Raw genomic sequence first — 24,820 nt, 5'->3', positions numbered from 1 at the left:
AAAGCGGTTTTCTAGACACCCAATATATGTAGTATTTTTATAAATCACAAATTATGTAATACATAATATTGAGTTGGCAATCTTGTTATTGCTTTCAAAACTAGCTTTTTAGCGAACTGATATGAAAGATGATTCAATGTTCATATCTTGATTAATTTTTAGAGATACCGTCTGATATGGATTGTAATAATCAATTTAATAATTATCCATCGTCTCCAGGTTCGTTTTGCCTTTATGGTCAAACATAATGTTATGTTAACACAGTCTTAACCCGCAATTGATCTTGCATGCGTAGTATTGCAACAGTTTTAAACAACCCTGCAATTGCTTGCTGTGTTTTGAAGACTTATGAAGAATGAAAAATAAAAAAACTAGATTTTATCGGTATCCTGTATCTAAAGCGACCTCTTTGCTCTTGATCGCAGGATTAGGAATGACTACGGCTGAAGCGAACAACAATTTCTTTGCTAAACAGGAAATTTTAGCGATCAAGCAACAAAGTATAATCGTTTCCGGACGTATTGTGGATGCAAAAACCAATGTTCCTGTTATAGGCGCTACGGTATTGGCGGATGCTAAGGCGGTAGGTACGACAGATGCACAAGGAAAATTTGAAATTAAAGCCCTGCCGAATCAACAGGTAACTTTTAAAAGTGTGGGCTACCAGCAGGTACAGCGCATTTTTACCTCTAATTCACAGCAAGTTGTCATTGCTTTAGAATCTTCAGATGTTGCAATTTCTGAAGTAGTCGTGACGGCTTTGGGAATTAAAAGAGAAGCAAAATCACTAGGTTATGCAGTGAGTACCATCAGTAGTAAGCAGATGACCGATGCCGCATCTAGCAACTGGGTGGATGCGATGAAGGGCAAAGTTGCGGGGCTTAATATTACGCAAGCGAGTTCGGGACCTTTAAATACGGCAAGAATTACACTACGAGGTGATCAATCTTTAGATCCGACGAAAAATGAGGCTTTGATTGTTGTTGATGGTGTGCCAATGGTAGATGGTCGATTTAGTTCTGGCGTAACGGATGCTTATGGCGCCGGATCTAGCGGACAGGATAAGGATGTACCGGTCGATTTTGGGAATGGTCTGGGTGATATCAACCCAGATGATATTGAGTCGATCTCCGTGCTAAAGGGTGCGGCTGCGACTGCATTATATGGAAGCAGAGCTGGTAATGGTGCTTTGATCATTACGACAAAATCTGGTAAGCGCAATGGGAAGGGGATGGGCGTTACGGTCAACTCCAATACGAGTTTTCAAGATATCTTAAAGATGCCCGACTTGCAGTATGAATATGGTCAGGGAAACTTGAATCGGAATGCAGCGGGTGAATTGTATTACTCTTATGGTCTTAGCGAAGATGGTGCGAGCACGGGGGGTACTTCCAGTGCCTGGGGACCGAAATTTGATGGACAACTGTTTTATCAGTACGATCCTACAGTGGAGGGACAGGGCGCTACGCGCACACCATGGGTACCTTACAAAGATGGGGTGAAAGGTTTTTTTAAAACTGGTGCAACCTACATCAATAGTGTCGCATTGGATGGTGGAAATGACAAGTATAGCGCCCGTGGATCTATTACCCATACTAATAATAAATGGATCATGCCTAATACGGGCTTCGAGCGTTTTGTAGCTTCTTTCAATACAAATGCTCAGCTCAGTGATAAGTTAAAGCTTAATCTAAAGGTAAATTATACCAATAAAACAAGTGGTAACCTACCGGCAACCGGATATAATAATCAGTCGATTTCATATTTTATGATCTTTCAGAATCCAAGTATAGACTTGGATTGGTACCGCCCGATGTGGCAAAAAGGTCAAGAAAATATTAAACAGATTCACCCTTTCAGTTCTTATATTGAGAACCCCTTTGTCATTGCCAATGTCATGACCAATAGCCTAAATAGCAATGGTTTTGACGGGATGGCGCAGGTACTTTATACTTTCAGTCCTAAATGGGATTTGATGGTACGTTCTGGTATGAATATGAACTCTAACATGCGCGAGCAACGTCGTCCATGGGATACTGCTAATTTTCCTAAGGGTTATTACAAACAACAGGATATCTTCTATTTCGAATCCAATACAGATGCCCTATTGACTTATAACGATCAACTTACTCCGGACTTTAATATCCGCGCCTCTGCTGGGGCCAATCTCATGAAACGTGATATGAAAGAGGCTGTAAGTGTGGCAAGAGGGCTCAATCTGCCTGGGATTTATAAATTGAGCAATGCCCTGACGAACTCTTTGGCAGATGGTAACAATCTGACCCGTAGAGAAACCCAGAGTGTGTTCGGTTTGGTTAACTTATCTTGGCAGGATAAGGTTTACTTGGATCTTACCGCACGTAACGATTGGTCTTCGACGTTACCATCGGATAATCGTTCTTATTTTTATTCGTCGGCAAGTAGTAGTTTTATTTTAAGTGAATTGATGACTTTGCCAAAGGCGATTTCATTTGCAAAATTACGTCTTTCAGTGGCGCAGGTCGGAACAGATGGAGACCCTTATACAACGCTTAAATATTATAAAACTTCGATTTTTCCAGGATCAGCAGAAGCTCCTTCAAAATTACATAATGCGGAACTGAAACCGGAGATTTCGACTTCTACAGAGACAGGTTTAAATGTTTCTTTTCTGAATAACCGATTGACGGCAGATATCAATTTCTATTATAACCGTTCTCGAAATCAAATCTTGACAGTACCCTTGGATGTGACGACCGGTTATAGCGCGGCAGTTATCAATGGTGGTTTGATCAGAAATCAAGGTTTAGAGATCAGTTTAACCGGTACACCGATTAAAAATCAAAACTTCCAATGGAATACGACCTTGACCTGGTCAAAGAATGATAACAAAATCTTAGAATTAAGTGAAGGTGTAGACACACCGCAGCAGATTATTGCTTCTAGTGGGTCTGGCGCCGCAGAAATCATTGCGACTGTAGGTGGTTCGACTGGTGATCTGTGGGGTTACGGTCTGGTACGTAATGATGCCGGTCAGGTTCTGATTGATGGAAAGACTGGTCTTCCTGTTCGACCTTCGGACAAAGTCAAAATCGGAAGTGCTTATGCGGATTGGAGAGGTGGATTCAGTAACGAATTTCGTTACAAAAACTTGAGTTTAAATGTGTTGATCGATGGTCAGTTTGGGGGTATCGTTTATTCGCAAACGCATCATAAAATGTCGGAACAGGGCAAGCTTACCAATACATTGAAGGGCCGTGAGACAGGAATGATAACTGGTGAAGGGGTGGTCGCCAATGGTGACGGAACTTTCAGCCCAAATACGAAAGAAGTACCTATTAATACCTGGTATGGTGATTACTATCGACGTGCAAATGTAGAAACGAATAGTTTTGATGCTTCTTATTTAAAGCTTCGTGAACTCCGTTTCGAAGTTGCTTTGCCGCAACATCTTTTATCTCGGTGGAAAGTGAATGCGGCGTCTATTGCTTTTTTTGGACGTGATTTATTTATGATCAGCAATTTCCCGATGTTCGATCCCGAAACAGCTGCGCTAAACGGTGCTACGATTATGCCTGGTGTAGAAATGGGGCAGATGCCAAGTACGAAAACATATGGTGTGAATTTAAGAGTAAACTTTTAAGTAGAAAATTGAAATGAATAAGAAATATATTGGTATCGCATTATTAGTAACAGCAGGGCTAAGCTTTGGAAGTTGTACGAAAAATTTTGATGCTTTAAATACAGATCCTAATCAAATTGAGCTGATTACTCCGGGTTCTTTAATTACGCCAACTGTTTACGGTATGACAACCTATTTCACAGTGCGGAGCAATGACTTTACTTGGGAAATCATGCAGACAGGTCTTGCGAATCCGAGTGCTGCAAACGGAATACACCGTTACTATTTTACGGAACAATCTGGAGATGGTACTTGGAATAAATGCTATGCTTATCTGCGTAATATACGCGAAATGGAGACTTCGGCAGTAGCGAGAAATAATGAAGCTTATCAGGCTGTTGCTAAGACTTTGAAAGCCTATATCGTAGGTATTTTAACCGATAGCTTTGGAGATGTTCCGTTATCTGAAGCATTAGGAGCTGAAAGTGGCATAACAAAACCGAAGTTTGATACCCAGGAACAGATTTATGCGGATATGGTAAAGGGATTGGAAGAAGCGAATAAGCTTTATCAGGGTGAGTCTGTCATGAACGGGGAAGATATCCTGTATAAGAATGATAAAAAGCTATGGCGTAAATTTAATAATTCGTTACTACTACGTTATTATTTACGTCAGTCGAAGCGTATGGATGCTTATGCAAAAATTAAAGTGATGCTGGACAATCCCGCCGATTATCCGATCTTTCAATCAAATGCGGAAGCAGCGGTGGTGCAGGTGACGGGCTTAGCTCCTTATGATTATGCTTGGGGAAGAAGACAGGATTATGTGAATTTTACGGCAATGGCTGAATTTTTTGTCGACAATCTGAATGCTTTGAATGATCCTCGCCGTCCCTTTATCATGAAAGAAGCGACACGTTTAGTAGATGGTAAAGTGGAGAGCATAGGCTATCGTGGAATCCCAGCAGGGCATTCCGGCGATCTTTCTGCCTATAACTTCAATCCGAGCACACCGAATGGAGATTTAGTTTATCCAGAAGCGGTGGGTACTCCTGTTAAAGAACTGATCATGCCTTATGCTGAGGTTGAATTTATCAAAGCAGAAACTTACTTAGCATTAGGATTGACAAATGAAGCTAAAACGGCGTACGAGAAAGGTGTAAAAGCTTCGATAGAACAATATGGTGGTGTTGTGCCGGTAACTTATTTTGAGAATGAATCCGCAAAATTTGATGGTACTCAGGAGCGCATCATGATGCAGAAATACCTAAGTTTATTTATGGTGGATTATCAGCAATGGTTTGAATATCGTCGCACGGGTTTTCCAAAACTGCCTAAAACACCTTATATGTTTCATGATGGGGTAATGCCATCGCGGTTTATGTATAAAAATGAGGTCAGAAGGTTTAACCCAGATAATTATGCAAAGGCTGTTGCGCAAATGGGGGGAGATACTTACCACACGAAAGTATGGTGGGAAAAATAGTTTTTTAGAGCGATATCATATCGTTTTATTTTATGAGCCGATTACATCATGTAATCGGCTCATTTTTTGTGATGAATGGAAGGTTAGCGTGTGAGAAGATTAGAAGTTCAGGGCTTTAGACTTTTAGATTACTCATTCACTATATGACTATTCGGAGGGGAGAAAGTGATTGATACACCTGTTCCGATGTGAGCGATAAGCTGAAATTTTGTGTATAGTGTTTGCAATTGGTTTAGGAGTTGCTACTTTTGCAAACAAATTAATCTTTATTTAAATTAACATCCCTTTCATGATCATACGAATTCTGATTTTTATCATGCTCACCTTTAGTTCCTTTGCCTTAACGGCGCAGGTCAGTCCCCGCATTTCCAGCTCCTTGGATTCCAGCAAATCAGTTGGTTCTGGAAGACCTCGATTGATCTTTCAGCTTGAACATGAAAGTGGCGGTGAATTGAAGATGAATGAACGTACAAAGGAAACGCTTGCAGATTCGTATTACAGTGGTATTAATTTCCGCGTTGGCTTTCAGAGTCAGTACCGTGACTCTGTCATGAGTGTGTACAATGAACTATACAATTACCCGATCTATGGTATTGGAGTGTATAGCAGTACTTTTGGACAGGAGCATCTTGGTAAACCTTTTGCAGTCTATGGCTTTGTTGCTATTCCTATTAAACCAAAAGTAGATAGCAAATGGAATTTTAATTACCGAATTGGTCTGGGACTTTCTGGGCGGTTCAATCCTTATAACGAAGAGGATAATCCTTTAAATCTGATTATTGGCAGTAAGAACAATGTTTACATCGATCTTGGGGTACAGGCAAATTACCGGTTGAGTCAAAAATTCCAACTTGGAGCAGGAATTGCTTTTCATCATTTCAGCAATGGTGCCCTGGCATTGCCCAATACAGGAATAAACTTACTGCCGCTCAGTCTTTCTGTGGCATATAGCCCTTCAAGCAAACCTTTTGACTTTAGAAAATCGGCAATTCCCCCAATGGAAGATAAGCAGGAACTCCATTTTAATTATGCTTTTGGATTTAAGCAGATTGATCGTGAAAATGATAAGCAATACTTTAAATCAACACTTGGCGCTTACTATAGTAAACATTTGGGTTATAAATGGCGTATCGGTGCCGGAATGGATGCTTTCTATTCCGCTAGCGGTAACGATAAACAAGTTGCAGGCGATAAAGCGGGGTCATTTTCAGCGTTATTTTCTTACGGACCGGCATTTTACATTGATCACGTTCTGAATTCAAGATTATATCTTAATGGTAATGTTGGAGCCTATTTACACCGTAATAAATTTAATGGTGAGAGTAGCCCGATCTATCTGAGAGCCGGGGTTCGGTACAAAGTTTATCGCGATATTTTTACAGGTGTTTCTATTAAAGCCCATGCCGGAAAAGCGGACTTTATCGAATGGACTATGGGGTATGGATTGCAGTTAAAAAAGAAAAAGTAGCATTATTATAAAAATACATCATAAAAAAGAGCATCTGAATAGCATTCAGATGCTCTTTTTTGTGGAGACTACTGGGTTCGAACCAGTGACCCCTACCTTGTCGAGGTAGTGCTCTAAACCAGCTGAGCTAAGCCTCCATTGTTGATCCTATAGGTCACGGAAACGGGTTTGCTTCCCTATGCCTGAATGAACTGGTGCAAATAAAGCAAATTTATTTGTAAAATAAAAGTTAGTTATTTAAAAGCAGTTCGTTTTTAGTATTTAGATGGTAGTAATTAGTATTTAGATGGTAGTATTTAGTATTTAGATACTAGTAATTAGTAGTTAGATGGTATAAGGTTAGTCGATTAGAACTTTTGTTGACGGGTTATTTAATAGTATTTAGACGATATAAGATTACTCGGTCACTATTTAAAAGTTTTTTAATTATTTTTGAGAGAATTGACATTTGAGAAACTATGAAACAAACGGCTTTACCTCAGAATGTGAAAGGACTTAATGCGGTAGTATTAATCATAATGGCTATCGTTACCTTGGATTCTATTGAACCTTGGACCGCCTGGAATGTGGATCCGACATCTCCTGGTTATGGCTGGAACAGATTCAGTTATTTTACAATCCAGAGTAATTTAATTGCGATGGTTACTTACCTGATTGCGGCTGTGGCAATTTTTAGAAATAAGCAACTTGGTGAATGGTTCAGGTATCTTCGCGCGGGAGCAGTTCTTTATATGATGGTAACCGGGATTGTATTTGCCGTTCTGCTTCGTAACACGCAACTTGACCCAGACCATTTTAGCTGGAGCAATTTTATTCTGCATGAATTTGGTCCATTTTTTATTACTGTCTGGTGGTTGTTATGGCCTTCACGAAAACCGATTACATCTGGCAAAGCCTTTTATTTATTGATATTCCCGTTTTTGTGGGTCATCTACACGTTTATCCGAGCTTCGATAACGGGTTGGTACCCTTATCCGTTTTTAGATCCCGCAACTGCCGGAGGTACAGCGGGGGTTATGACCTACGTATGCGGTTTAACAATATTCTTTGTCGTGCTCTGTCAACTGCTCGCATGGATTAGCCGTGCAAGGGAAAATAATAATACCCTTTATTAAATATTGAGATAATAGTAGATCGTAACTAGACTAGAGCTGATTGCTTCGAAGAAATTGCCTATTTTTGTAAGTTGTGAGATCCTTCTTATTGCGATGTTTAATAGAAGGTGAGATGGTTAAAAAGTTAATGGGTTAAGAAAGTATATCACTTGTGACTGTTTTACATTAAAATAAAAAAGAATTGGAAATACTACTAGTTGAAGATGAGCCATCTGTAATTTCGTTGATTGAAAGGGGATTGAAAGGAGAAAACCATTCAATCAGTATCGCTATGGACGGATTTACGGGGTTAAAAATGGCGGGTCTTAACCAATATGACTTGATTATTTTGGATGTGATGCTTCCGGGGATGAACGGATTGGAGATCTGTCGAAATATCCGGAAGACGAATAAAGACGTGCCCATTTTGATATTAAGTGCATTAAATCAGACGGAAGATATTGTTGAAGCATTTAATCGTGATGCTGATGATTATCTGACCAAACCTTTTAAACTGGACGAACTTCGTGCGCGAATCAATCGGCAGTCCCGAAAGGCCAGACAGCAGACCACGACCAGTAACACCATTACTATTGATAATCTCGTTATGGATAGAGACAGTAAGAATGTGCAACGTGGAGGTAAATCCGTAATTCTGACGGCTACTGAATACCGATTACTGGAATATCTAATGGTCAATAAAAATAAGATTTTATCCCGGGTTGATATTTTGGAAGAGGTATGGGGTATGGATTTTAATATGAGTACCAATGTAGTGGATGTTTATGTCAACTACCTGCGTAAAAAAATAGATCATCCTACAGAAAAGAAACTTATCCATACTGTTATCGGTATGGGCTATATACTGAGAAATGAAAATTAGAACGAAGGTCATTGTACTTTTTTCAGCGATTTCGATTGCCTATATTGTATCTTTCGCCCTATACGTTTCTTATTTTACGAAGGACAGTCTGCAGACCAAATTCTATCACCGGCTGGAAGAAAATGCCACTATTGTCGGTAATCATATCATACAGAATGATGCGTATAATAATAAGGTGTACTACGAAGTAACCCGAAAATATCTACGCCAGCTTTCTGAGGGTAAAGATTATCTGTTGCGGATTGTTAAAGGACATACCGATCTCCGCTATAAACCCGATCTGCCTTTACCTGATGCTTTCTATGAAGAAGCAATCGTAAAAGGGAAAGCGCAGTTTCTGCATCATAAAACCTCCTATGTAGCCCTATTTTTTGTCGATTCTCTACACAAAGAAAACCTATTGGTTATTTCTGCGGGCGTTGATGAGTATGGACATGATGAACAACAGATACTGGATCATACTTTGATTTCAGGTGGATCCTTAGCGATTATCTTGGTTGTTCTGCTGTCTTTTTATTTCGCCAATAGACTGCTTGCACCTATCAAAGCCATCAATAAGGAACTAACTCAGGTAGATATATCAAATCTGAACAAACGGGTTAAAAATAACTATTCTAATGATGATGATGAAATCGGAATATTGATTTCCAATTTCAACGCCATGATGAAACGACTGGATATTTCGGTCAAATCACAGCAGAGCTTTATCGGCAATGCATCCCACTCGTTACGTACACCTTTAACGATTATTGGTGGGGAAGCTGAGCTGGCTTTGCATCATCTGGATAAAAATCATGAAGCGTATTATTCGGTCGAGGCAATTGCTAAACATGCTTCAAAGATGAATCTCATCATCAATAATCTTTTGCTCTTGTCACGCACCGGATTTGAGGGTAAGATCGAAAGCAAACAGTGGATCCGGATCGATGAACTCTTATATGATGTACAGAAGAGTGAAAAAAGCATGAACCCGGACTGTGAGATTTTTCTGGATTTCTCGCATATTCCTGAGGATAGCAGTGAGATGAATATCTTTGTGAATCCAGATCTCTTTTATATTGCCTTCAGTAATATTGTTTCTAATGCCTGTAAGTACGGGGATAAAAAAATGGTCACGATTTCACTGGTCTGTCATGAAAATCTTGTCGTAGTCAAAATTTCAGATCATGGTATCGGTATCCCGTTACACGATCAGCCTCATATTTTTGATTCTTTTTATAGGGCCTCCAATGTGGGCGCGATCTATGGAAACGGATTAGGATTAGTGCTGGCCAAGCATATTTTTGAATTGCATCATGCCATACTTTCGGTTTCCTCGATTGAAAATAAGGGGACATCTGTAAGCGTCTATATCCCTAAGTAAAATTTTCCATTTAGTTCTCCGAAGAGGAAATTATTTAAAAAATTTTGTTTTCATGCGCGTTTTATCGGCATAAAAATAGATCGGATGAAGTAATTTTTCGTTATTATTCACCTTCTTTAAACTCATTGATTTATAGATGTTTATAATTGTTATATTTGATTGAACTAATTACACCCTCAAAAATTACGAATTAGCCCCTCTCTTTCATTAGCCCCCTTTCATAATATTGGACTGTTTAAAACGAACCAATTATAAATTATGAAAGAAAATGTACTTTTTTGGAAAGGGAAAGGTTTTTTTATCTTTTTTTTTCTGTTGCTAGGCTTTAATTATGCCTCTGGACAAATCACCAAGATCCAGGGAATAGTTAGAAATGCCACAGGTATTTTACCTGGAGTGACGGTTGCAGCCGAAGGATCTTCATTAAAAACGCAAACGGATGGAAATGGTCAATACAGCTTAAATATTAATGGTGCCACCGCTGTTATATTTACCTTTATTGGTTATGAAAAACAACGTATTGTTCTACAGGATGTCACCGATTCAAAGAATGGTATTTATACTTTAAATGTGACATTAAAGGAGTCTGAAGGAGACCTTTTGGATGAAGTTGTTGTTGTTGGATTTGGAACACAGAAAAAAACAAATCTCACAGGGTCGGTTGCTGTTGTTGATGCGAAGCAATTAGAAAATAGGCCGGTGAGAAATGCGATTCAAGCGTTACAAGGTCTTGCTCCCGGATTAAATATTTCGCAAAATGGTGGAAGTCTGGAAGCTAACCCAACGATAAATATTCGTGGTGTAGGGACGATCGGAACTTCTTCTTCTTCACCCTTAGTCTTGATCGATGGATCAGAAGGCTCATTAGCTGCCCTCAACCCTCAGGATATTGAAAGTGTATCTGTCCTCAAAGATGCAGGCGCTGCTTCTATTTATGGCTCTAGAGCCGCATTTGGTGTTATTCTGGTTACAACAAAATCGGGAAAGGTTGGAAAGACTACTGTTAATTATAACAATAGCTTGAGAATGAATAAACCGACCTTGATGCCGAAGATGATGGATTCCTACACGTTTGCCCAATATTTTAATCAGGCGGAAGTCAATGGAAATGGTACACCTCATTTTTCTGAGGAATACCTGAAGCGCATTTTAGATTATCAAAACGGATCAAATAAAAATTCAATTATTGTATCACCGGACAATCCGCAATATTGGGCAGATGGGTATGCATACGGAAATGATAATGTAGATTGGTTTAAGGCGATGTATCGGGATCAAGCCTTTTCACATGAGCATAACTTAAGCCTGAACGGAGGATCGGATAAAACAACGTATTATCTGTCAGGAAATTTTATGAAACAACAGGGTTTGATGGCCTTCAATACAGATCATTATGATCGGTATGCGATTTCGGCAAAGATAAACTCAAAAGTATCCGACATTTTTCAAATTGGCTATAATGCGCGATTGGTAAGAGAGGATTATGAACGGCCAGCCGCACTGACCAATAGTTTTTATGATGATTTAGGTCGTCAAGGATGGCCCACGCTCCCGTTATACGACCCGAATGGATTTCTATATAGTTCGCCTTCCCCTGCTTTGGTTATGAAAGAGGGCGGGGTGGATAATTCAACCAAAGATTACATTTATCAGCAATTGCAATTAACATTGGAGCCTTTAAAAGGTTGGAAAACGATTGCTAATCTCAATTATCGTACGACAACACAATTTCGTCATTGGGATTCTCAAAAACTGTATAATCATGATGTCAATGGTAATCCTTATTTATATAAAAATACGTCGAATGTCTACGAATTTGGATTGAAGGAGAATTACTACAATATTAATATTTACTCAGAGTATGATAAGCGCATGGGCGATCATCATTTTAAAGGGATGGTCGGATTTCAAGCGGAACAAACTGCCTTCCGTAATTTAGGCGTGCAACGGGATGGAATTATCCTGCCGGATCAACCGGTTATTAATATTGCTTCAGGAACAGATATCAATGGTAATCCTGTAGTACCATCGGTTTCTGGGGAATATCAAAAATGGGCTTCGGCAGGTTTTTTTGGTCGATTAAATTATGATTTTAGGGATAAATATCTTTTCGAAGCAAATTTGCGCTATGATGGATCTTCTCGATTCAGAAGTGATAGTAGATGGGGATGGTTTCCTTCTGTTTCTGCTGGTTGGAATGTGGCTAAAGAGACCTTTTTTGAAGAGGCTTTACCCTATATCAATATGTTTAAGTTCAGAGCTTCGTATGGAGAATTGGGTAATCAGAATACAGAAATATGGTATCCAACTTATGTGGTGCAACCTACGGGAACAAACAATGGCGGCTGGTTAATCAATAATGCACGTCCTAATACAGCTTCGGCTCCGGGATTAGTCAGTGCGCTATTGACATGGGAGTCTATAAACACCACCAATATTGGTGTTGACTTTGCCGCTCTAAATAACAAACTTTCAGGTTCATTTGAAGTATTTGATCGTAGAACTTACGATATGGTAGGTCCAGCTCCGCAGTTGCCTGTTACATTGGGTACTCAAGTACCAGAGACCAATAATACGGACTTGAAAACACAGGGCTTTGAAGCGACTATTGGCTGGAATGACCGGACAAAAGGTGGATTAAGTTATGGTGCGAAGTTTTTGATTTCGGATAACGTAACAACAATAACACGATATCCAAATGAGATTGGTGTATTAAATAAATACCGTAAAAGCCAAAGGTGGGGTGATATCTGGGGTTTGCAGACGCTTGGAATAGCAAAATCACAAGAGGAAATGGATAGTCATCTGGCATCGCTTCCTAATGGAGGTCAGTCCGCTATCGGTACACAATGGGCGGCAGGTGATGTGATGTATAAAGATATAAATGGTGATGGTAAAATTGATAAAGGAGCTAGTACGGAAGGAAATCCTGGAGATTTGAGTGTCATCGGAAATAACACACCAAGGTATACTTTTGGTTTAAATCTAAATGCGGAGTATAAGAATTTTGATTTCAGTATTTTCTTTCAAGGTGTCATGAAACGTGATGTATGGCAAGGAGGCTATTATTTCTGGGGAGCGACAGGTAATAAATGGTGGTCTACGGGTTTGGTCGATCATTTAGATTATTTCCGTACTGCAGATAATGTACTTGGTGAAAACCTGGATGGATACTATGCTCGTCCGACTTTTGGTACTTCTAAAAATCAAGAAATACAAAGCCGCTACCTGCAAAATGCTTCTTATATCCGAATAAAAAATGTGCAATTGGGATATACGATTCCTAAAGCGACGACCAATCGTATCGGTGTCGAACGTTTACGGGTGTATATCGCAGGAGAAAACGTATGGACGGGATCGAAGGTGGCGGGGATGTTTGATCCTGAAACCATTGACGGAGGCAGTAACGGTACTGTGTACCCTTTAACAAAAGTATGGTCAGCGGGCTTAAGTGTAACCTTTTAAAATAATTCATCATGAAATTCAAGCATAAAATTTTTAATATATTTCAATTGGGATTGATAACTGCGGTCGGTCTTTCTTCTTGTAATAAATATTTGGATATTAATCCACCTTCCCAAATCATCCCGGAAGTTTACCTGACAGAAGAATCTCAATTAGCGGCTTATACCATTGCACGTTATACGGATGTATTTCCTTCACACGGTTCCTGGTCATTTGGAACATTTGGCATTGATGGTAATACGGATAACATGGCCATGCCAAATCTAGATAACCGTTTTATTCCAGGTCAATGGCGGGTTGGAGCGGAAGGTGGAGATTGGGATTTTTCAAATATTTACCAGATGAATTATTTCATAAACACCGTGGTGCCAAAATGGAAGGAAAAAAAATTACTGGGTAATGCATCTAATGTGGAGCATTATATAGGAGAAGCTTATTTTCTGAGAGCTTATGTTTACTTTACAAAACTGCAGGCATTGGGTGATTTTCCGATCATTAAAAATGTCATGTCCGATAAGGATAAAAATATATTAATCGAAGCGAGTAAACGAGCGCCTCGAAATGAAGTAGCACGTTTTATCCTGTCTGATCTGGATTCCGCAATAACTTTATTGAAGACAAATTCTCCCGATGGAAAGAAACAGCGAATATCACAACATGTTGCACAGCTTTTAAAATCGCGCGTTGGTTTATATGAAGGTACCTGGTTGAAATATTTTAAAGGAACTGCTTTTGTACCTAAGGGTGCGGGTTGGCCAGGGGAATCGAAAGATTATTTGAAAAGTTATACGTTTCCTTCTGGAAGTATTGATGGGGAAATTGACTTTTTCTTGTCAGCATCCATGACTGCTGCCGCCGCGGTTGCGGATGCGGTTGCTCTAGTCAATAATACTGGAATCATTGAATCGGCCAATAATGAAAATCCCTATTTCAGCATGTTTGGTGCGGTGGATATGTCCAACTATAGTGAAGTATTGTTATGGCGCCAGTACAATCAAAATCTGGTTACCCATAATGTTCCGGTGTATCAGCAACGAAGTAATTATGCGGTCGGTTTAACGCGTAGTATGGTCGAGAGTTTCTTAATGAAAAATGGACTTCCGGTATATGCTTCCGGTAGCGGATATCATGGGGATGATTACATTGCAAATGTGCGAAAAGACCGTGATGGTCGATTGCAGTTATTTTTGAAAGAACCGGGACAGAAAAATGTGCTGATCAATGTTGGCGCAGGTACACATTATACTTTGGTGGAACCGTATCCCAGCATATGGGAAACAGATTGGGAACGTCGTTATACAACAGGATACACCATCCGTAAAGGTATTTCCTATGATGGTCTACAGACAAATAATAATGGCGGATATACCGGAAGTATTACGTTTAGAGCTTCGGAAGCTTATTTAAATTATATTGAGGCTTCTTATGAAAAAAATGGTAATCTGGATGGAAAAGCGGAGGCTTATTGGCGAGCAATCAGAACCCGGGCAAAGGTGGATCCTGATTTTAATGCAACTATTGCGGCAACAAATATGAGTTTGGAAAAGAGAGACTGGGGCGTTTATTCTGCTGGAAATTTTGTTTCACCGACCTTATATAATATCCGCAGGGAGCGCAGAAACGAATTGATGGCCGAGGGTTTACGATTAATGGATCTAAAACGCTGGAGAGCAATGGATCAGTTAATTACGACTCCAGATCATTATGAAGGGTTTAAACTCTGGGGGCCTATGAAGGAATGGTATACGGCGGCACAGTTGAAATATGGTGCTTCGAGTGATCAATCTGTTGTCTCCGATCCGGCTTTAAGTATTTATCTGCGTCCTTTGGAAGTCCGCAGTAATGCGTTGTCATATGCAGGAATTAAATTTGCAATGGCGCATTACCTATCTCCTGTAGCCATTGAGCATTTTCAACTTACTTCGGTAGACGGTAGTATTGAAAATGCGGTTATTTACCAGAATCCGGGATGGCCTTTGGTTGCCGGAAATGGGGCAACAGGCTATTGATAGGTGAACCTACTTGTAGACATCAATTAAAGAATTGTTTTTTTTGCCTAGTATCCCCCTCCATGACACGATGAGATGGGGGATCTTTTATGCAAAGCGCGATCTAAGGAGAAAGAGGCTTAAAAGGATTTTACTAAATAACGTATTTTATTCATGAAAAAACTATACTACTTGATTTTTCTATTGCATCTTACTATACAGGTAAATGCACAACATGTTTCTAAGACAGGGTATACATTGGTCTGGTCTGATGATTTTGATGAAAACGGATCTGTGAATGATCAAAATTGGAAATTTGAGGAGGGGTTCATGCGTAACCAGGAAGACCAATGGTATCAGAAAGAAAATGTATCCTGTAAAGACGGAATATTGACTATCGAAGCTAGACGAGAGATTAAACCTAATCCTACTTATAAACAGGACAGTCCACATTGGGCGCTTTCGCGACCAGGTATCAGCTATACGTCTGCATCGATTAATACATCTGACAAGCATAGCTGGAAGTATGGCATCTTTGAAATGCGGGCCCGTATTCCCGTGGGTAACGGGTTATGGCCTGCATTTTGGACGCTAGGAATCGAAAAAGAATGGCCTTCTAACGGGGAAATAGATATTATGGAATATTATAAAGGTAATATTTTAGCAAATATTGCTTCTGGCACGGAGAAGAGATGGCAGGCAAACTGGCATAGTCAGAAAAAAGCGGTTTCTACTTTAGGGGGAAAAGAATGGGCCGAAAAATTTCACGTTTGGACTATGTACTGGGATGAACATGAGATCGCTTTGTATGTGGATGATATACTGATGAATAAAGTGAAGCTGGCTAAATTGACAAACCGTGACGGTACAGGATTTAATCCTTTTAAACAGCCACATTATATCTTACTTAATTTAGCTTTAGGCGGTATCAACGGAGGAGAAGTTGATGAAAATCTCTTACCGGCCAAATATGAGATTGATTATGTCAGGGTATATCAAAAGATTGATAAGCAGCAAAAGAAAGCAAAATTTGTACCTGGGGAACTTTGGCAGGATAATCAAGGCAACCACATAAATGCACATGGTGGTGGAATTGTACATCATAATGGTATTTATTATTGGTATGGTGAGAAAAGAGGGGGAACTGAATCACAGGGCGTCAATGTTTATTCTTCTAAAGATCTCTATAACTGGACTTTTGAGAAATTGGCATTTTCTCCGTCAGATGATAAGGAGAGTGATATTGCTTGGGGTTGTATCATAGAACGACCAAAGGTTATATATAATAAAAGGACTAAAAAATTTGTGATGTGGTTTCATCTCGAGTTAAAGGGTCAAGGTTATGCCGCGGCGCGGGCTGCGGTTGCAATTAGTGATTCTCCCACAGGTCCCTTTAAATTGGTAGACAGCTTTAGACCTAATGGTCATATGTCTAGGGATATGGGACTTTTTGTGGATGAAGATGATACTGCATATCATATCTATTCTTCAGATGAGAATTACGAATTGAGATTATCAAAGTTGACTCCTGATTATTTGGCTCCTACAACATCGGATAAATTATTGTTCAGAAATCATCGCGAAGCTCCTGCATTGTTTAAATACAATAAAAAATATTATTTGTTTACAAGCGGTTGTACAGGTTGGGCACCCAATAAAGCGGAATTGCATGTTGCAGATGATCTTTTTGGACCCTGGACTTCTTTAGGAGATCCGATGCGTGGCCACGACGCGCAAATTACCTTTGACGCGCAATCTACTTTTGTTTTACCTGTTGCGGGAAAGAAGGACGCCTTTATTTTTATGGCGGACCGCTGGAAGCCTAAAAATTTGTTGGATAGCCGCTACATCTGGCTCCCGGTTGATCTTAAGGATGGTCAGATAACCGTTTCGTGGAAAGATCAATGGAAGCTTGATGTATTTAAATAAAAATTTGACGTTCATCAACCGCATTGCTTTGAGGTTTAGAAAATTGATATCAACCAATCAGCCTGTCTGGAACATTAAAAGTCTGTTTTAAATGTGTTATAAACAATTTGAAACAGATTTTTTCACCTTAAAAGTCTGCTTTAAATTGAATTGTCTAATCGGGTAGCCGATTTCTATTTTGAAATGCTTTTCGGTATTTTTTTACATAATCGGAAGGATTTGATCCAAATAGCTTTTTGAACTGTTCTCGAAAATACTTGATGTCGTAAAACCCAGTCATATCAGCAGCTTCATTAATTTTTGCGTCCGTATTGATTAGTATTTCTGCCGCTTTTTTGAGTCTGACCGATCGGATAAATTCATTTATTGTTTGTCCGGATATGGCTTTTATCTTTTTGTAAAAATTGGAATGGCTCATACCAATTTTTGCAGATAATGATGTTACATTCAAATCTTCTAATAAATTCTCTTCGATGATGCGAATACACTTTTCAATGAAATCTTTGTCTTTGTCGGTTATTTTTAATGCATTGGACTGAAGGGTAATTGCATTGAAGAAAAACTCTTGTAGATGCTGACGATTTTTGACTAGCGTATTGACTCTGGCCCGCAGTACAGCCGCATCAAATGGTTTGCTCATATAATCATCTGCCCCAAACCGGATCCCCTCTAGTTTAGTGCTTGAAGAAGCACTGTTGGTGAGTAAGATAACTTGAATATGACTGGATAATGAATTCGATTTTATAGCTTGACAGAGCTCTATACCGTTCATACCATCCATCATTACATCGCTGATCACAACCTCGGGCTGCTTACTTTTAATGGTAGATAATGCATCGATGCCGTTTGCTTCATGATAGACCATATAATCATTTTCAAAAAGCTTAACCAAGTAATCTCGTAGCTGATCATCGTCATCAACAACTAATAAACCTACTTTAGGACCAACAGAATGAAGCTTATTAGACGAGTTTGTTGTTTCTGTTGGTGAAGAGATCCATGTTTCCATTAGCGTTGCGGTATAATTACTAGCTGGATTGGATGAATGGTCCTGTTGATAGTTTTCGTTTAGTAAGGGAAGCTTTAGCTCGAAAACAGTTCCTTGTTCCTGTGAACTTTGATAGGAAATTTCTCCTTTGTGCATCGCTATAAAAGTTCGGGTCAAATACATGCCAATTCCAAATCCAGTCTGTTTTTTTGTTCCATTGCGGTTGTCGGAATAAAATTTTTCAAAAATCTTATCGCCGATATGATCCGGAATTCCGATGCCGGAGTCTTTGATCAATATTTGTATATGCTGTGGATGACATTTTATAGTAAAAGTGATTTGACCATGTTCTGGTGTAAACTTAAAGGCATTGGAGATTAAATTACAAAGTACAATTTCTATTTTTTCTTTATCTGCTTGGATGATAATGTCGTTATGATCGGCAGAAAATTGATAATCAATATGCTGTAGTTTTGCTTGTGCAGAGAAATAGAAATAGATCTCTTCTGCAAAGTGGTGTAAGTTAAATTGACTAATGTGAAGTTTCTCACCTTGTTCCTCCGCTTTTCTAAAAATTAATAATTGATCGACAAGACTTAGAAGGCGTTTGGCATTCCGGTGCACCACCTGTAATGTGGTTGAATTCCGGTTATCTTCATCGCTTTGCAACAGGTCTGTTATAGGATTAATAATTAAAGTAAGTGGCGTCCTGAATTCATGTGATATGTTCGTGAAAAAGGCTTGCCTTTTTTCATAAATTTCCCGTTCCTTGATGACATGCAATTGCGAAACTTCAACCTGATATTGGAGGGCCGTTTGTTTGTTTCGATAGCGATTGTAGTAATAAAAGGCACATGCTATCCCTGATAAATAAATGAGATAAGACCACCAGCTGCGGTACCAAGGGGGTAATATACGGATCGTTAGTGTTACAATGTTTTTTGTCCACTTGCCTTCAGTATCTGTTGAATTGATCAGTAATGTATACTTTCCTTCGTATAGATTATTATAATTAATGGAACGGGAGACTCCTGCATCATTCCAATTTTTATCCCAACCTTCCAGCATATACCTGTACTTGATCTTGTGGGGTGAGGCGAACTCTAAGGCTACATAGTCAATGGATATTGATGATCCATAGGATAATGTTATTTGGGAAATCTGATGTTTATCATTGAGTTGAACCTGATGAGTGGAGTCATTCAGTTTAATATTATTAATTTTGATGGCAGTCAATGCCAGTGATGGTATGTGTTTTCTGGCTTGGATCTTGTCTGGATCAAATAAGTCAAATCCATTGATACCGCCAAAGATGAGTTGTCCGTCGCTTAGTTTATGAGCGGCACTATACGAAAATTCATTGTTCAGCAGGCCATCTGTTTGATCGTAATTTGTGAATGTTTTTGTCGCTGTATTAAATCTAGACAGACCATTAAAAGTACTTAACCATAAATTTCCTTTCCGATCTTCTAAGATATTTAAAACAGAATTGTTCGAGAGTCCATTGCTCTGGGAATAATTAACTTTTATTTTTTTGATGTTTGGATCAAATTCAATCAGTCCATGACCTTCGGTGCCGATCCACATACGACCTTTGCTGTCGATATAGATTGAACGGACGGGTTTTCCAATGTCATAAGATTCAAAAGCTTGCGATTGTTTATTAATCTTTATTAATGTGTTATAATTTCCAGCCCAAAGACTTCCTGATTTATCTTCGATTAAGCAGTTCAGATCGATTAAGAAATCATTGAATTGCTCGAATCGATCTGTGATTGGGTTATATTTGTAGAGGTATCCATTTGAAAAAGTAGTTGCCCAAATATTTCCTGCAGCATCTTCTAATAGAATCTGTACGCTACTATTGATCAATCCGCTCTTAGCAATACAGCTGTAGGTTTTAGATTTACCATGTTGCTCATATCGGACAATCCCATTGTCGGTTGCTGACCAGATGTTACCCTTACGATCTGCTAAAATATTATTAATAACATTGTCCGTTAAGTTCTGATCCCCTTTTTTTATAGTTCGAAATAGGTTTGTGGAACGGTTCCATATATACAGTCCATTTCCTTCTGTGCCTATCCAAAGTGTGGATGGATCAACTTGAGCAAAGGAGCGTACAAATTTTGGATAGTTAGTACTGTTTTGTAATGATATATCCTGCTGTGATTGGAAATTCAGTTGCTGATCATCAATCAAATGGATACCTCCCTTAGCAGTTCCAATCCATTTTTTGTTGTCTTGTCCTACATAGGTCGTATAGATCGCATTGCTCGTTAAGGCATGCGGAGCTAAGGAAGACTGATTCAGATAGCGCACATTATCGGTTTTTAAATCGATGATGGATATGCCATTGTCTTGGGTAGAAACCCATAACTGATTGTCATTGACTAGGGTTATTTGATTGACCTGATCTGAACTTATTTTTTTTTGAAATACTTTTGATAATTTTCGAGATGCGTTATGAAAAGTGTATACACCGTGGTAGTTTGCTATAAAAATATCGCCTGTTTGATTACTGGCCATACTTGTTGCTTCTAGAATATCATGATTGATAAGTTGTAATTCTTGACTTTGAATATCGAATCGATATAAACCTCTGTCACTAATAAATACCCAGATTTGATTTTTTTTATCAATATGGATTACAGGAACGGAGTAATCCACTACCGATTTTTCTTTGTCAAATTTTAATGGAATACGGATGGCATTATCCCGGTTATTTTCTTTTAGTAATAGTCCTAATCCGTTTGTCCCAATATAAACATTGTTTTTTTTGTCAACTTGAATCGTCTTTGTGTCAACATTCATGATATATTTCGTTTCAGGATTGTCATAGTCTAAGAAAGACAAAAGGGAAAAGGTATCAAAATTTCGGTCATAAATAGCAACGCCTTGTCCTGTGCCGATCCATAATTTTTTTAATTGATCTTCTACAATGCAATAAATATAATTGTGGGGAAGACTATTGGTCTGATTCAGCTGATTGCGGTATGCTTTGATTTCGTAACCATCGTAACGGTTTAATCCATCAAATGTGCCAAACCACATGTAGCCTTGGCTATCTTGAAAGATTGATTTAACCGAACTGTTCGATATTTGCTGATTGATATTCGAATTCGTGATTTGGCTCACTGCACTCCACGGTTGTGTACAATACAATAGAAGCAGTATTGAAATTAATAGCTGATGAAATTTATGACTGTTCATTGTTGTGATTTTTCCATTCAACAGCATTTATCTTGGTTAAAAAATGGCTTTTTATTTACCAAAACAAATGCTGCTATTTCCCTTGTCATCAGATTTTTAAATATCAAATATTTTTAAATATCATTTATTTATAGATAGACATAATACGCTAAACGAAACCTCGTTTGGAGACATATTTTATATTTAAAACCGGTGATTTTTTAAAGATATAGAATGTTTAATAAATAATAAGTGTTTGCTTTACATTTATCAAGCTAACAGATCTTTTAAAATGAAGATACAGGTGGGTAATAGATAGGTTTTTGTAAAACTCATCTTCGTAGGAAGAATGCTTTATTCGATGTGAAATAATAAATATGAGTATGACTCAAAATTGAGGCAGAAATTTGAAACACTAAAAAGCCCTGTTTAATTCTAAACAGGGCTCTTCTGCAAGAAGATAAATGACCTTGCTATTACTTTATTTTTACAAGTTTCACGGTATTCGTATTTGCGGGTATATGGTAACGGTTGTATTTATCCTTGTTAAATCCTTCAATTTCATAGCCACTTTCCGGATTGATATTCAGCAAAATATTTGGTACTATCGCGGATTGACTTGTATTAAAGTTTAAGAAGACAGTTTTATCTTTTAGATTGTAGGTGAGTGTTTCAATTTCTCCGGCATCGGACGTTAACCATAAATTTTCTTTGGCAAGAAAAACACGGCCTTTTGAAGCTGTTTTTATTGCGACTTCGATGTTATTTTTATCGGCTTTCAGGTTACCACTAAATGCCAACCAGCCAAATTCTGGATGTTCTATGATGTAAGTGCCTGAGTTTACGGCATAGCCATAAAACCCAGTCCCGTAATCGCCAGATATACCATCATTAGCTAAGGTAGAGGGGTAAGAATGGAATGCTGCGGGACCAAAACCATCTGCAGTTACATTGGCTAATGCTCCCATCATACCTGCATGACCTACGCGGAGCAGGTAGAAATCTTCAGGGTGATCTCGGTATTCTGTTAATACAGGGATAGCATTTAATGCGGAACCATAATGATGAAGTTGACGCTCGATGCGGGATAGTTTTCCCCCATATACAAAATCCCAATACCGGCGCGCACTACCGTTGTATCCCCAATGTGGTACTGTAGGCATATAAGCAAGAATGGCATTTAAGGTAACTTGAGTTTTGTCGTCAAAACCAAAGTATCGAGACCATAAATATACTTCTTCTTGGCCTGTAGAATCCCAGGGCATCTCACTTCCAAATGGATAATCAAGACTTTTCCAATGTTCGGCACGTTTACGCATCGCCGCTTCCAATTTATTGGCCGGATCTGTTAATCCCTCCCGACGCAAATCATGGAGGATAAGCAAAAATATACTGCCTTCCATCTGACCGAATTGTGCATAGTAGGGGGCTTTTTCAATCATCGCCATGCTGGTTTGAAAAGCTCGGTCTAAATAGACATCCCAGTTTTCTTCTTGCACCAGATTGCGATAATCGCGAGCGAGCCGATACATGACCCAATGTGCCGCCGCAACATGGGGATAGTTATAGGAGCGTCCAATGTTATCCGCTTCTTTTTTAGGCCATGCCGACCAAGTCTTCCAATTGATATCTGTTTGGTAAGTACCTGCTGGCAGGGAATCTGGTTCGTAGTAAAATAGACTTTTGACCACACCATATTTTTGATCACCTTCCTTATGTTGGATACGACCGTACATGGTTTCATTGACAAAGCGTTTTAACTTGGCGATCTCTTTGGCATTAGGCTGTAAGACCTGCTTCATGATTGCAGCTAGCCAACTGGCTGCTCCGGCCTCATCACTCAAGCCCGCATACCAAGCTCGCTGTTCTTGCGTGACTAGTTTCTTCTCTTCATAATCGTAACTGATAACTGCGGGAGACCTTCCAAAAAGATCATTATCATTTTCGTACCACTGTGCCGTCGTTAAGAAGTTGCCAAGATCATCGACCACATCTTTTTCTGACTTGATGACTTTATATTGGATGGTTTGTTCGATGCCATCCTGGTAGGTAATGGTCAATCGTGCACGACCCCATTGTTGACCTTTAACCTCATATTGATGCCATTTCTGAGGTGTATCTTTTTGCTTAGTAACAAGTAAAGAGCCCTCAGGATAGACCGAAATGTTTTTAATGTCTTTGTTATGTTTGATAAATAACTTGACCGGGTTATCTAATGGAACGACATACCCGGGAGCTCCAACTGCCACAGGTCTGTTATTTTTTAAAAGCGTATTTTCGATTTCTTTTATACTTGGCGCGAGTACAAACTTGAGTGCAAATGTTTTGGATTCATTCGGTTTTAATAGGGTCGAAGTTGGTGTATTCCATTGTTCTACTCCTTTCCACTCTGTTTCTGCAAGTGCTTTACTATGGATCATCCATTCATGGAAACCTTCGAAAGTAATACTTTTTGGTGTAGGATCAGTGTTTAAGGGGTTGTATGCCTCAAATCCTGCATTGGCATATGGTAGAACCAATAGGCTTGGGCCATTTCCATGTAAATGGTTCACTTGCATATAACCTGCATCTTTTCCAATGTAGGGGTCGAAAAACACATTTTGTGCATGCGCCTGATTCAGGTTTTTCCAATCCATATTGTTATTGAAGGGTAGCGGTATTCCTAAAGCACCGATTTCAATAGGTTGATCGGTAGAATTGGTGATTTGAAACTTTAAGATCAGATCGCCGTTTACATTTTCCCAACTTCGCACAACTTTTAAAGGAATATCTCCTAATGTCGGAGTGATATCGGCAGCAGCCAGAACTGTTTTTGAGGGCGTTATTTCAATGACTTTTTTACGGTCTTTAGCCGAAGAATAACTTGACCAATGGGTCTCTCCTTGTCGTTTAAGACTGATGTTGATATCGCCAAGATGGAAAAAGTTATTACGGTCACGTTTATGAAGCATTTCAACAGGAGTATAATCGAAAGCATCATCACCATTTACTTGTTGGAAGGCTGATAAAGTTTGTGATGTACGGAGCACTTTAATTTTTAGCCCATCTAAGCCAAAGCTAATGGCTCCCTGGTCTATGCCTAAAGTCGCAGGCTGACTTTTTGTTGCCTTCCATACCGGATGTTCATCCTGCTGACTGAATGCAGGAATACTATATTGGAGGTAAAATAAAGTAAATAGGAGATAACAACTTTTCTTTAAATTCATTTTGCAAAGTTTAGAGATTCATTATTCTTTAATAGGGTATCAGGTGAACTGTTACAAATTTGACTTATTAAGTCCTTTATTTATTACCAGATTTTAACAATGTGTAGCATGTTATTGATATAAAGCAACAAAATATTTGTTTTGTCAACAAGTAAAC

General features: G+C 39.0%; 11 protein-coding genes and 1 tRNA gene. 9 read left to right on the top strand and 3 right to left on the bottom strand.

What is annotated here, in order from left to right; genetic code table 11:
* The first annotated feature begins 355 nt into the window (after positions 1 to 355).
* The 3 genes from FHR29_RS24215 to FHR29_RS24205 all read left to right on the top strand — a co-directional run bounded on the left by FHR29_RS24215 (position 356) and on the right by FHR29_RS24205 (position 6,555).
* The gene (locus tag FHR29_RS24215) at positions 356 to 3,622 is read left to right on the top strand and encodes a SusC/RagA family TonB-linked outer membrane protein (RefSeq protein ID WP_260292846.1); all 3,267 of its coding nucleotides are present in this window, start codon (positions 356 to 358) and stop codon (positions 3,620 to 3,622) included.
* Positions 3,623 to 3,635: 13 nt separating this feature from the next.
* Positions 3,636 to 5,087 (top strand): SusD/RagB family nutrient-binding outer membrane lipoprotein, encoded by a 1,452-nt coding sequence (locus FHR29_RS24210; protein WP_183917757.1) that lies wholly within the window; start codon positions 3,636 to 3,638, stop codon positions 5,085 to 5,087.
* A gap of 289 nt (positions 5,088 to 5,376) precedes the next feature.
* Entirely contained in the window at positions 5,377 to 6,555 is a 1,179-nt protein-coding gene (locus FHR29_RS24205) for an acyloxyacyl hydrolase (RefSeq protein ID WP_183917755.1), read from the top strand.
* Between the two features lie 62 nt (positions 6,556 to 6,617).
* Here the strand turns inward: FHR29_RS24205 and FHR29_RS24200 are convergent.
* Positions 6,618 to 6,692 (bottom strand) — tRNA-Val (locus FHR29_RS24200).
* A 321-nt stretch (positions 6,693 to 7,013) separates the two neighbouring features.
* On the opposite strand from FHR29_RS24200, the gene FHR29_RS24195 reads away from it, so the two are divergent.
* From FHR29_RS24195 to FHR29_RS24170, 6 genes are all read left to right on the top strand, one after another.
* Positions 7,014 to 7,670: a Pr6Pr family membrane protein gene (locus FHR29_RS24195; RefSeq protein WP_183917753.1), complete on the top strand. Its 657-nt coding sequence runs from the start codon at positions 7,014 to 7,016 to the stop codon at positions 7,668 to 7,670.
* 181 nt (positions 7,671 to 7,851) lie between these two features.
* Positions 7,852 to 8,532: a response regulator transcription factor gene (locus FHR29_RS24190; protein ID WP_183917751.1), complete on the top strand. Its 681-nt coding sequence runs from the start codon at positions 7,852 to 7,854 to the stop codon at positions 8,530 to 8,532.
* Positions 8,522 to 9,895 carry a HAMP domain-containing sensor histidine kinase gene (locus FHR29_RS24185; RefSeq protein WP_132840716.1) on the top strand — a complete coding sequence of 458 codons (1,374 nt, stop codon included), beginning with the start codon at positions 8,522 to 8,524 and terminating at the stop codon, positions 9,893 to 9,895. Before FHR29_RS24190 ends, FHR29_RS24185 begins: the two co-directional genes overlap by 11 nt.
* Before the next feature lie 258 nt (positions 9,896 to 10,153).
* The gene (locus FHR29_RS24180) at positions 10,154 to 13,360 is read left to right on the top strand and encodes a TonB-dependent receptor (RefSeq protein WP_183917749.1); all 3,207 of its coding nucleotides are present in this window, start codon (positions 10,154 to 10,156) and stop codon (positions 13,358 to 13,360) included.
* 11 nt (positions 13,361 to 13,371) lie between these two features.
* Positions 13,372 to 15,369 carry a RagB/SusD family nutrient uptake outer membrane protein gene (locus FHR29_RS24175; protein ID WP_183917747.1) on the top strand — a complete coding sequence of 666 codons (1,998 nt, stop codon included), beginning with the start codon at positions 13,372 to 13,374 and terminating at the stop codon, positions 15,367 to 15,369.
* A gap of 153 nt (positions 15,370 to 15,522) precedes the next feature.
* A complete protein-coding gene (locus tag FHR29_RS24170; RefSeq protein WP_183917745.1) occupies positions 15,523 to 17,277 on the top strand; it encodes a family 16 glycosylhydrolase in 1,755 nt (584 codons plus the stop codon).
* Between the two features lie 154 nt (positions 17,278 to 17,431).
* On the opposite strand, the gene FHR29_RS24165 is transcribed toward FHR29_RS24170, so the two are convergent.
* Together FHR29_RS24165 and FHR29_RS24160 are read right to left on the bottom strand one after the other, a co-directional pair.
* Positions 17,432 to 21,478, bottom strand: a complete 4,047-nt coding sequence (locus FHR29_RS24165; protein ID WP_183917743.1) for a two-component regulator propeller domain-containing protein — start codon at positions 21,476 to 21,478, stop codon at positions 17,432 to 17,434.
* Positions 21,479 to 21,933: 455 nt separating this feature from the next.
* Positions 21,934 to 24,663: a DUF5695 domain-containing protein gene (locus FHR29_RS24160; RefSeq protein WP_183917741.1), complete on the bottom strand. Its 2,730-nt coding sequence runs from the start codon at positions 24,661 to 24,663 to the stop codon at positions 21,934 to 21,936.
* Positions 24,664 to 24,820: the final 157 nt, after the last annotated feature.

It is taken from the genome of Sphingobacterium sp. JUb56 (assembly GCF_014191365.1).
Taxonomy (GTDB): Bacteria; Bacteroidota; Bacteroidia; order Sphingobacteriales; family Sphingobacteriaceae; genus Sphingobacterium; species Sphingobacterium anhuiense.
This window is presented reverse-complemented; position numbering and strand designations above follow the sequence as displayed.

What these genes read in the sequence shown, in the direction of transcription:
- FHR29_RS24185 (WP_132840716.1), top strand. Translation starts at nt 8,522, where the DNA reads ATGAAAATTAGAACGAAGGTCATTGTACTTTTTTCAGCGATTTCGATT.
- FHR29_RS24215 (WP_260292846.1), top strand. Translation starts at nt 356, where the DNA reads ATGAAAAATAAAAAAACTAGATTTTATCGGTATCCTGTATCTAAAGCG.
- FHR29_RS24160 (WP_183917741.1), bottom strand. Translation starts at nt 24,663, where the DNA reads ATGAATTTAAAGAAAAGTTGTTATCTCCTATTTACTTTATTTTACCTC.
- FHR29_RS24165 (WP_183917743.1), bottom strand. Translation starts at nt 21,478, where the DNA reads ATGAACAGTCATAAATTTCATCAGCTATTAATTTCAATACTGCTTCTA.
- FHR29_RS24205 (WP_183917755.1), top strand. Translation starts at nt 5,377, where the DNA reads ATGATCATACGAATTCTGATTTTTATCATGCTCACCTTTAGTTCCTTT.
- FHR29_RS24180 (WP_183917749.1), top strand. Translation starts at nt 10,154, where the DNA reads ATGAAAGAAAATGTACTTTTTTGGAAAGGGAAAGGTTTTTTTATCTTT.
- FHR29_RS24195 (WP_183917753.1), top strand. Translation starts at nt 7,014, where the DNA reads ATGAAACAAACGGCTTTACCTCAGAATGTGAAAGGACTTAATGCGGTA.
- FHR29_RS24170 (WP_183917745.1), top strand. Translation starts at nt 15,523, where the DNA reads ATGAAAAAACTATACTACTTGATTTTTCTATTGCATCTTACTATACAG.
- FHR29_RS24175 (WP_183917747.1), top strand. Translation starts at nt 13,372, where the DNA reads ATGAAATTCAAGCATAAAATTTTTAATATATTTCAATTGGGATTGATA.
- FHR29_RS24210 (WP_183917757.1), top strand. Translation starts at nt 3,636, where the DNA reads ATGAATAAGAAATATATTGGTATCGCATTATTAGTAACAGCAGGGCTA.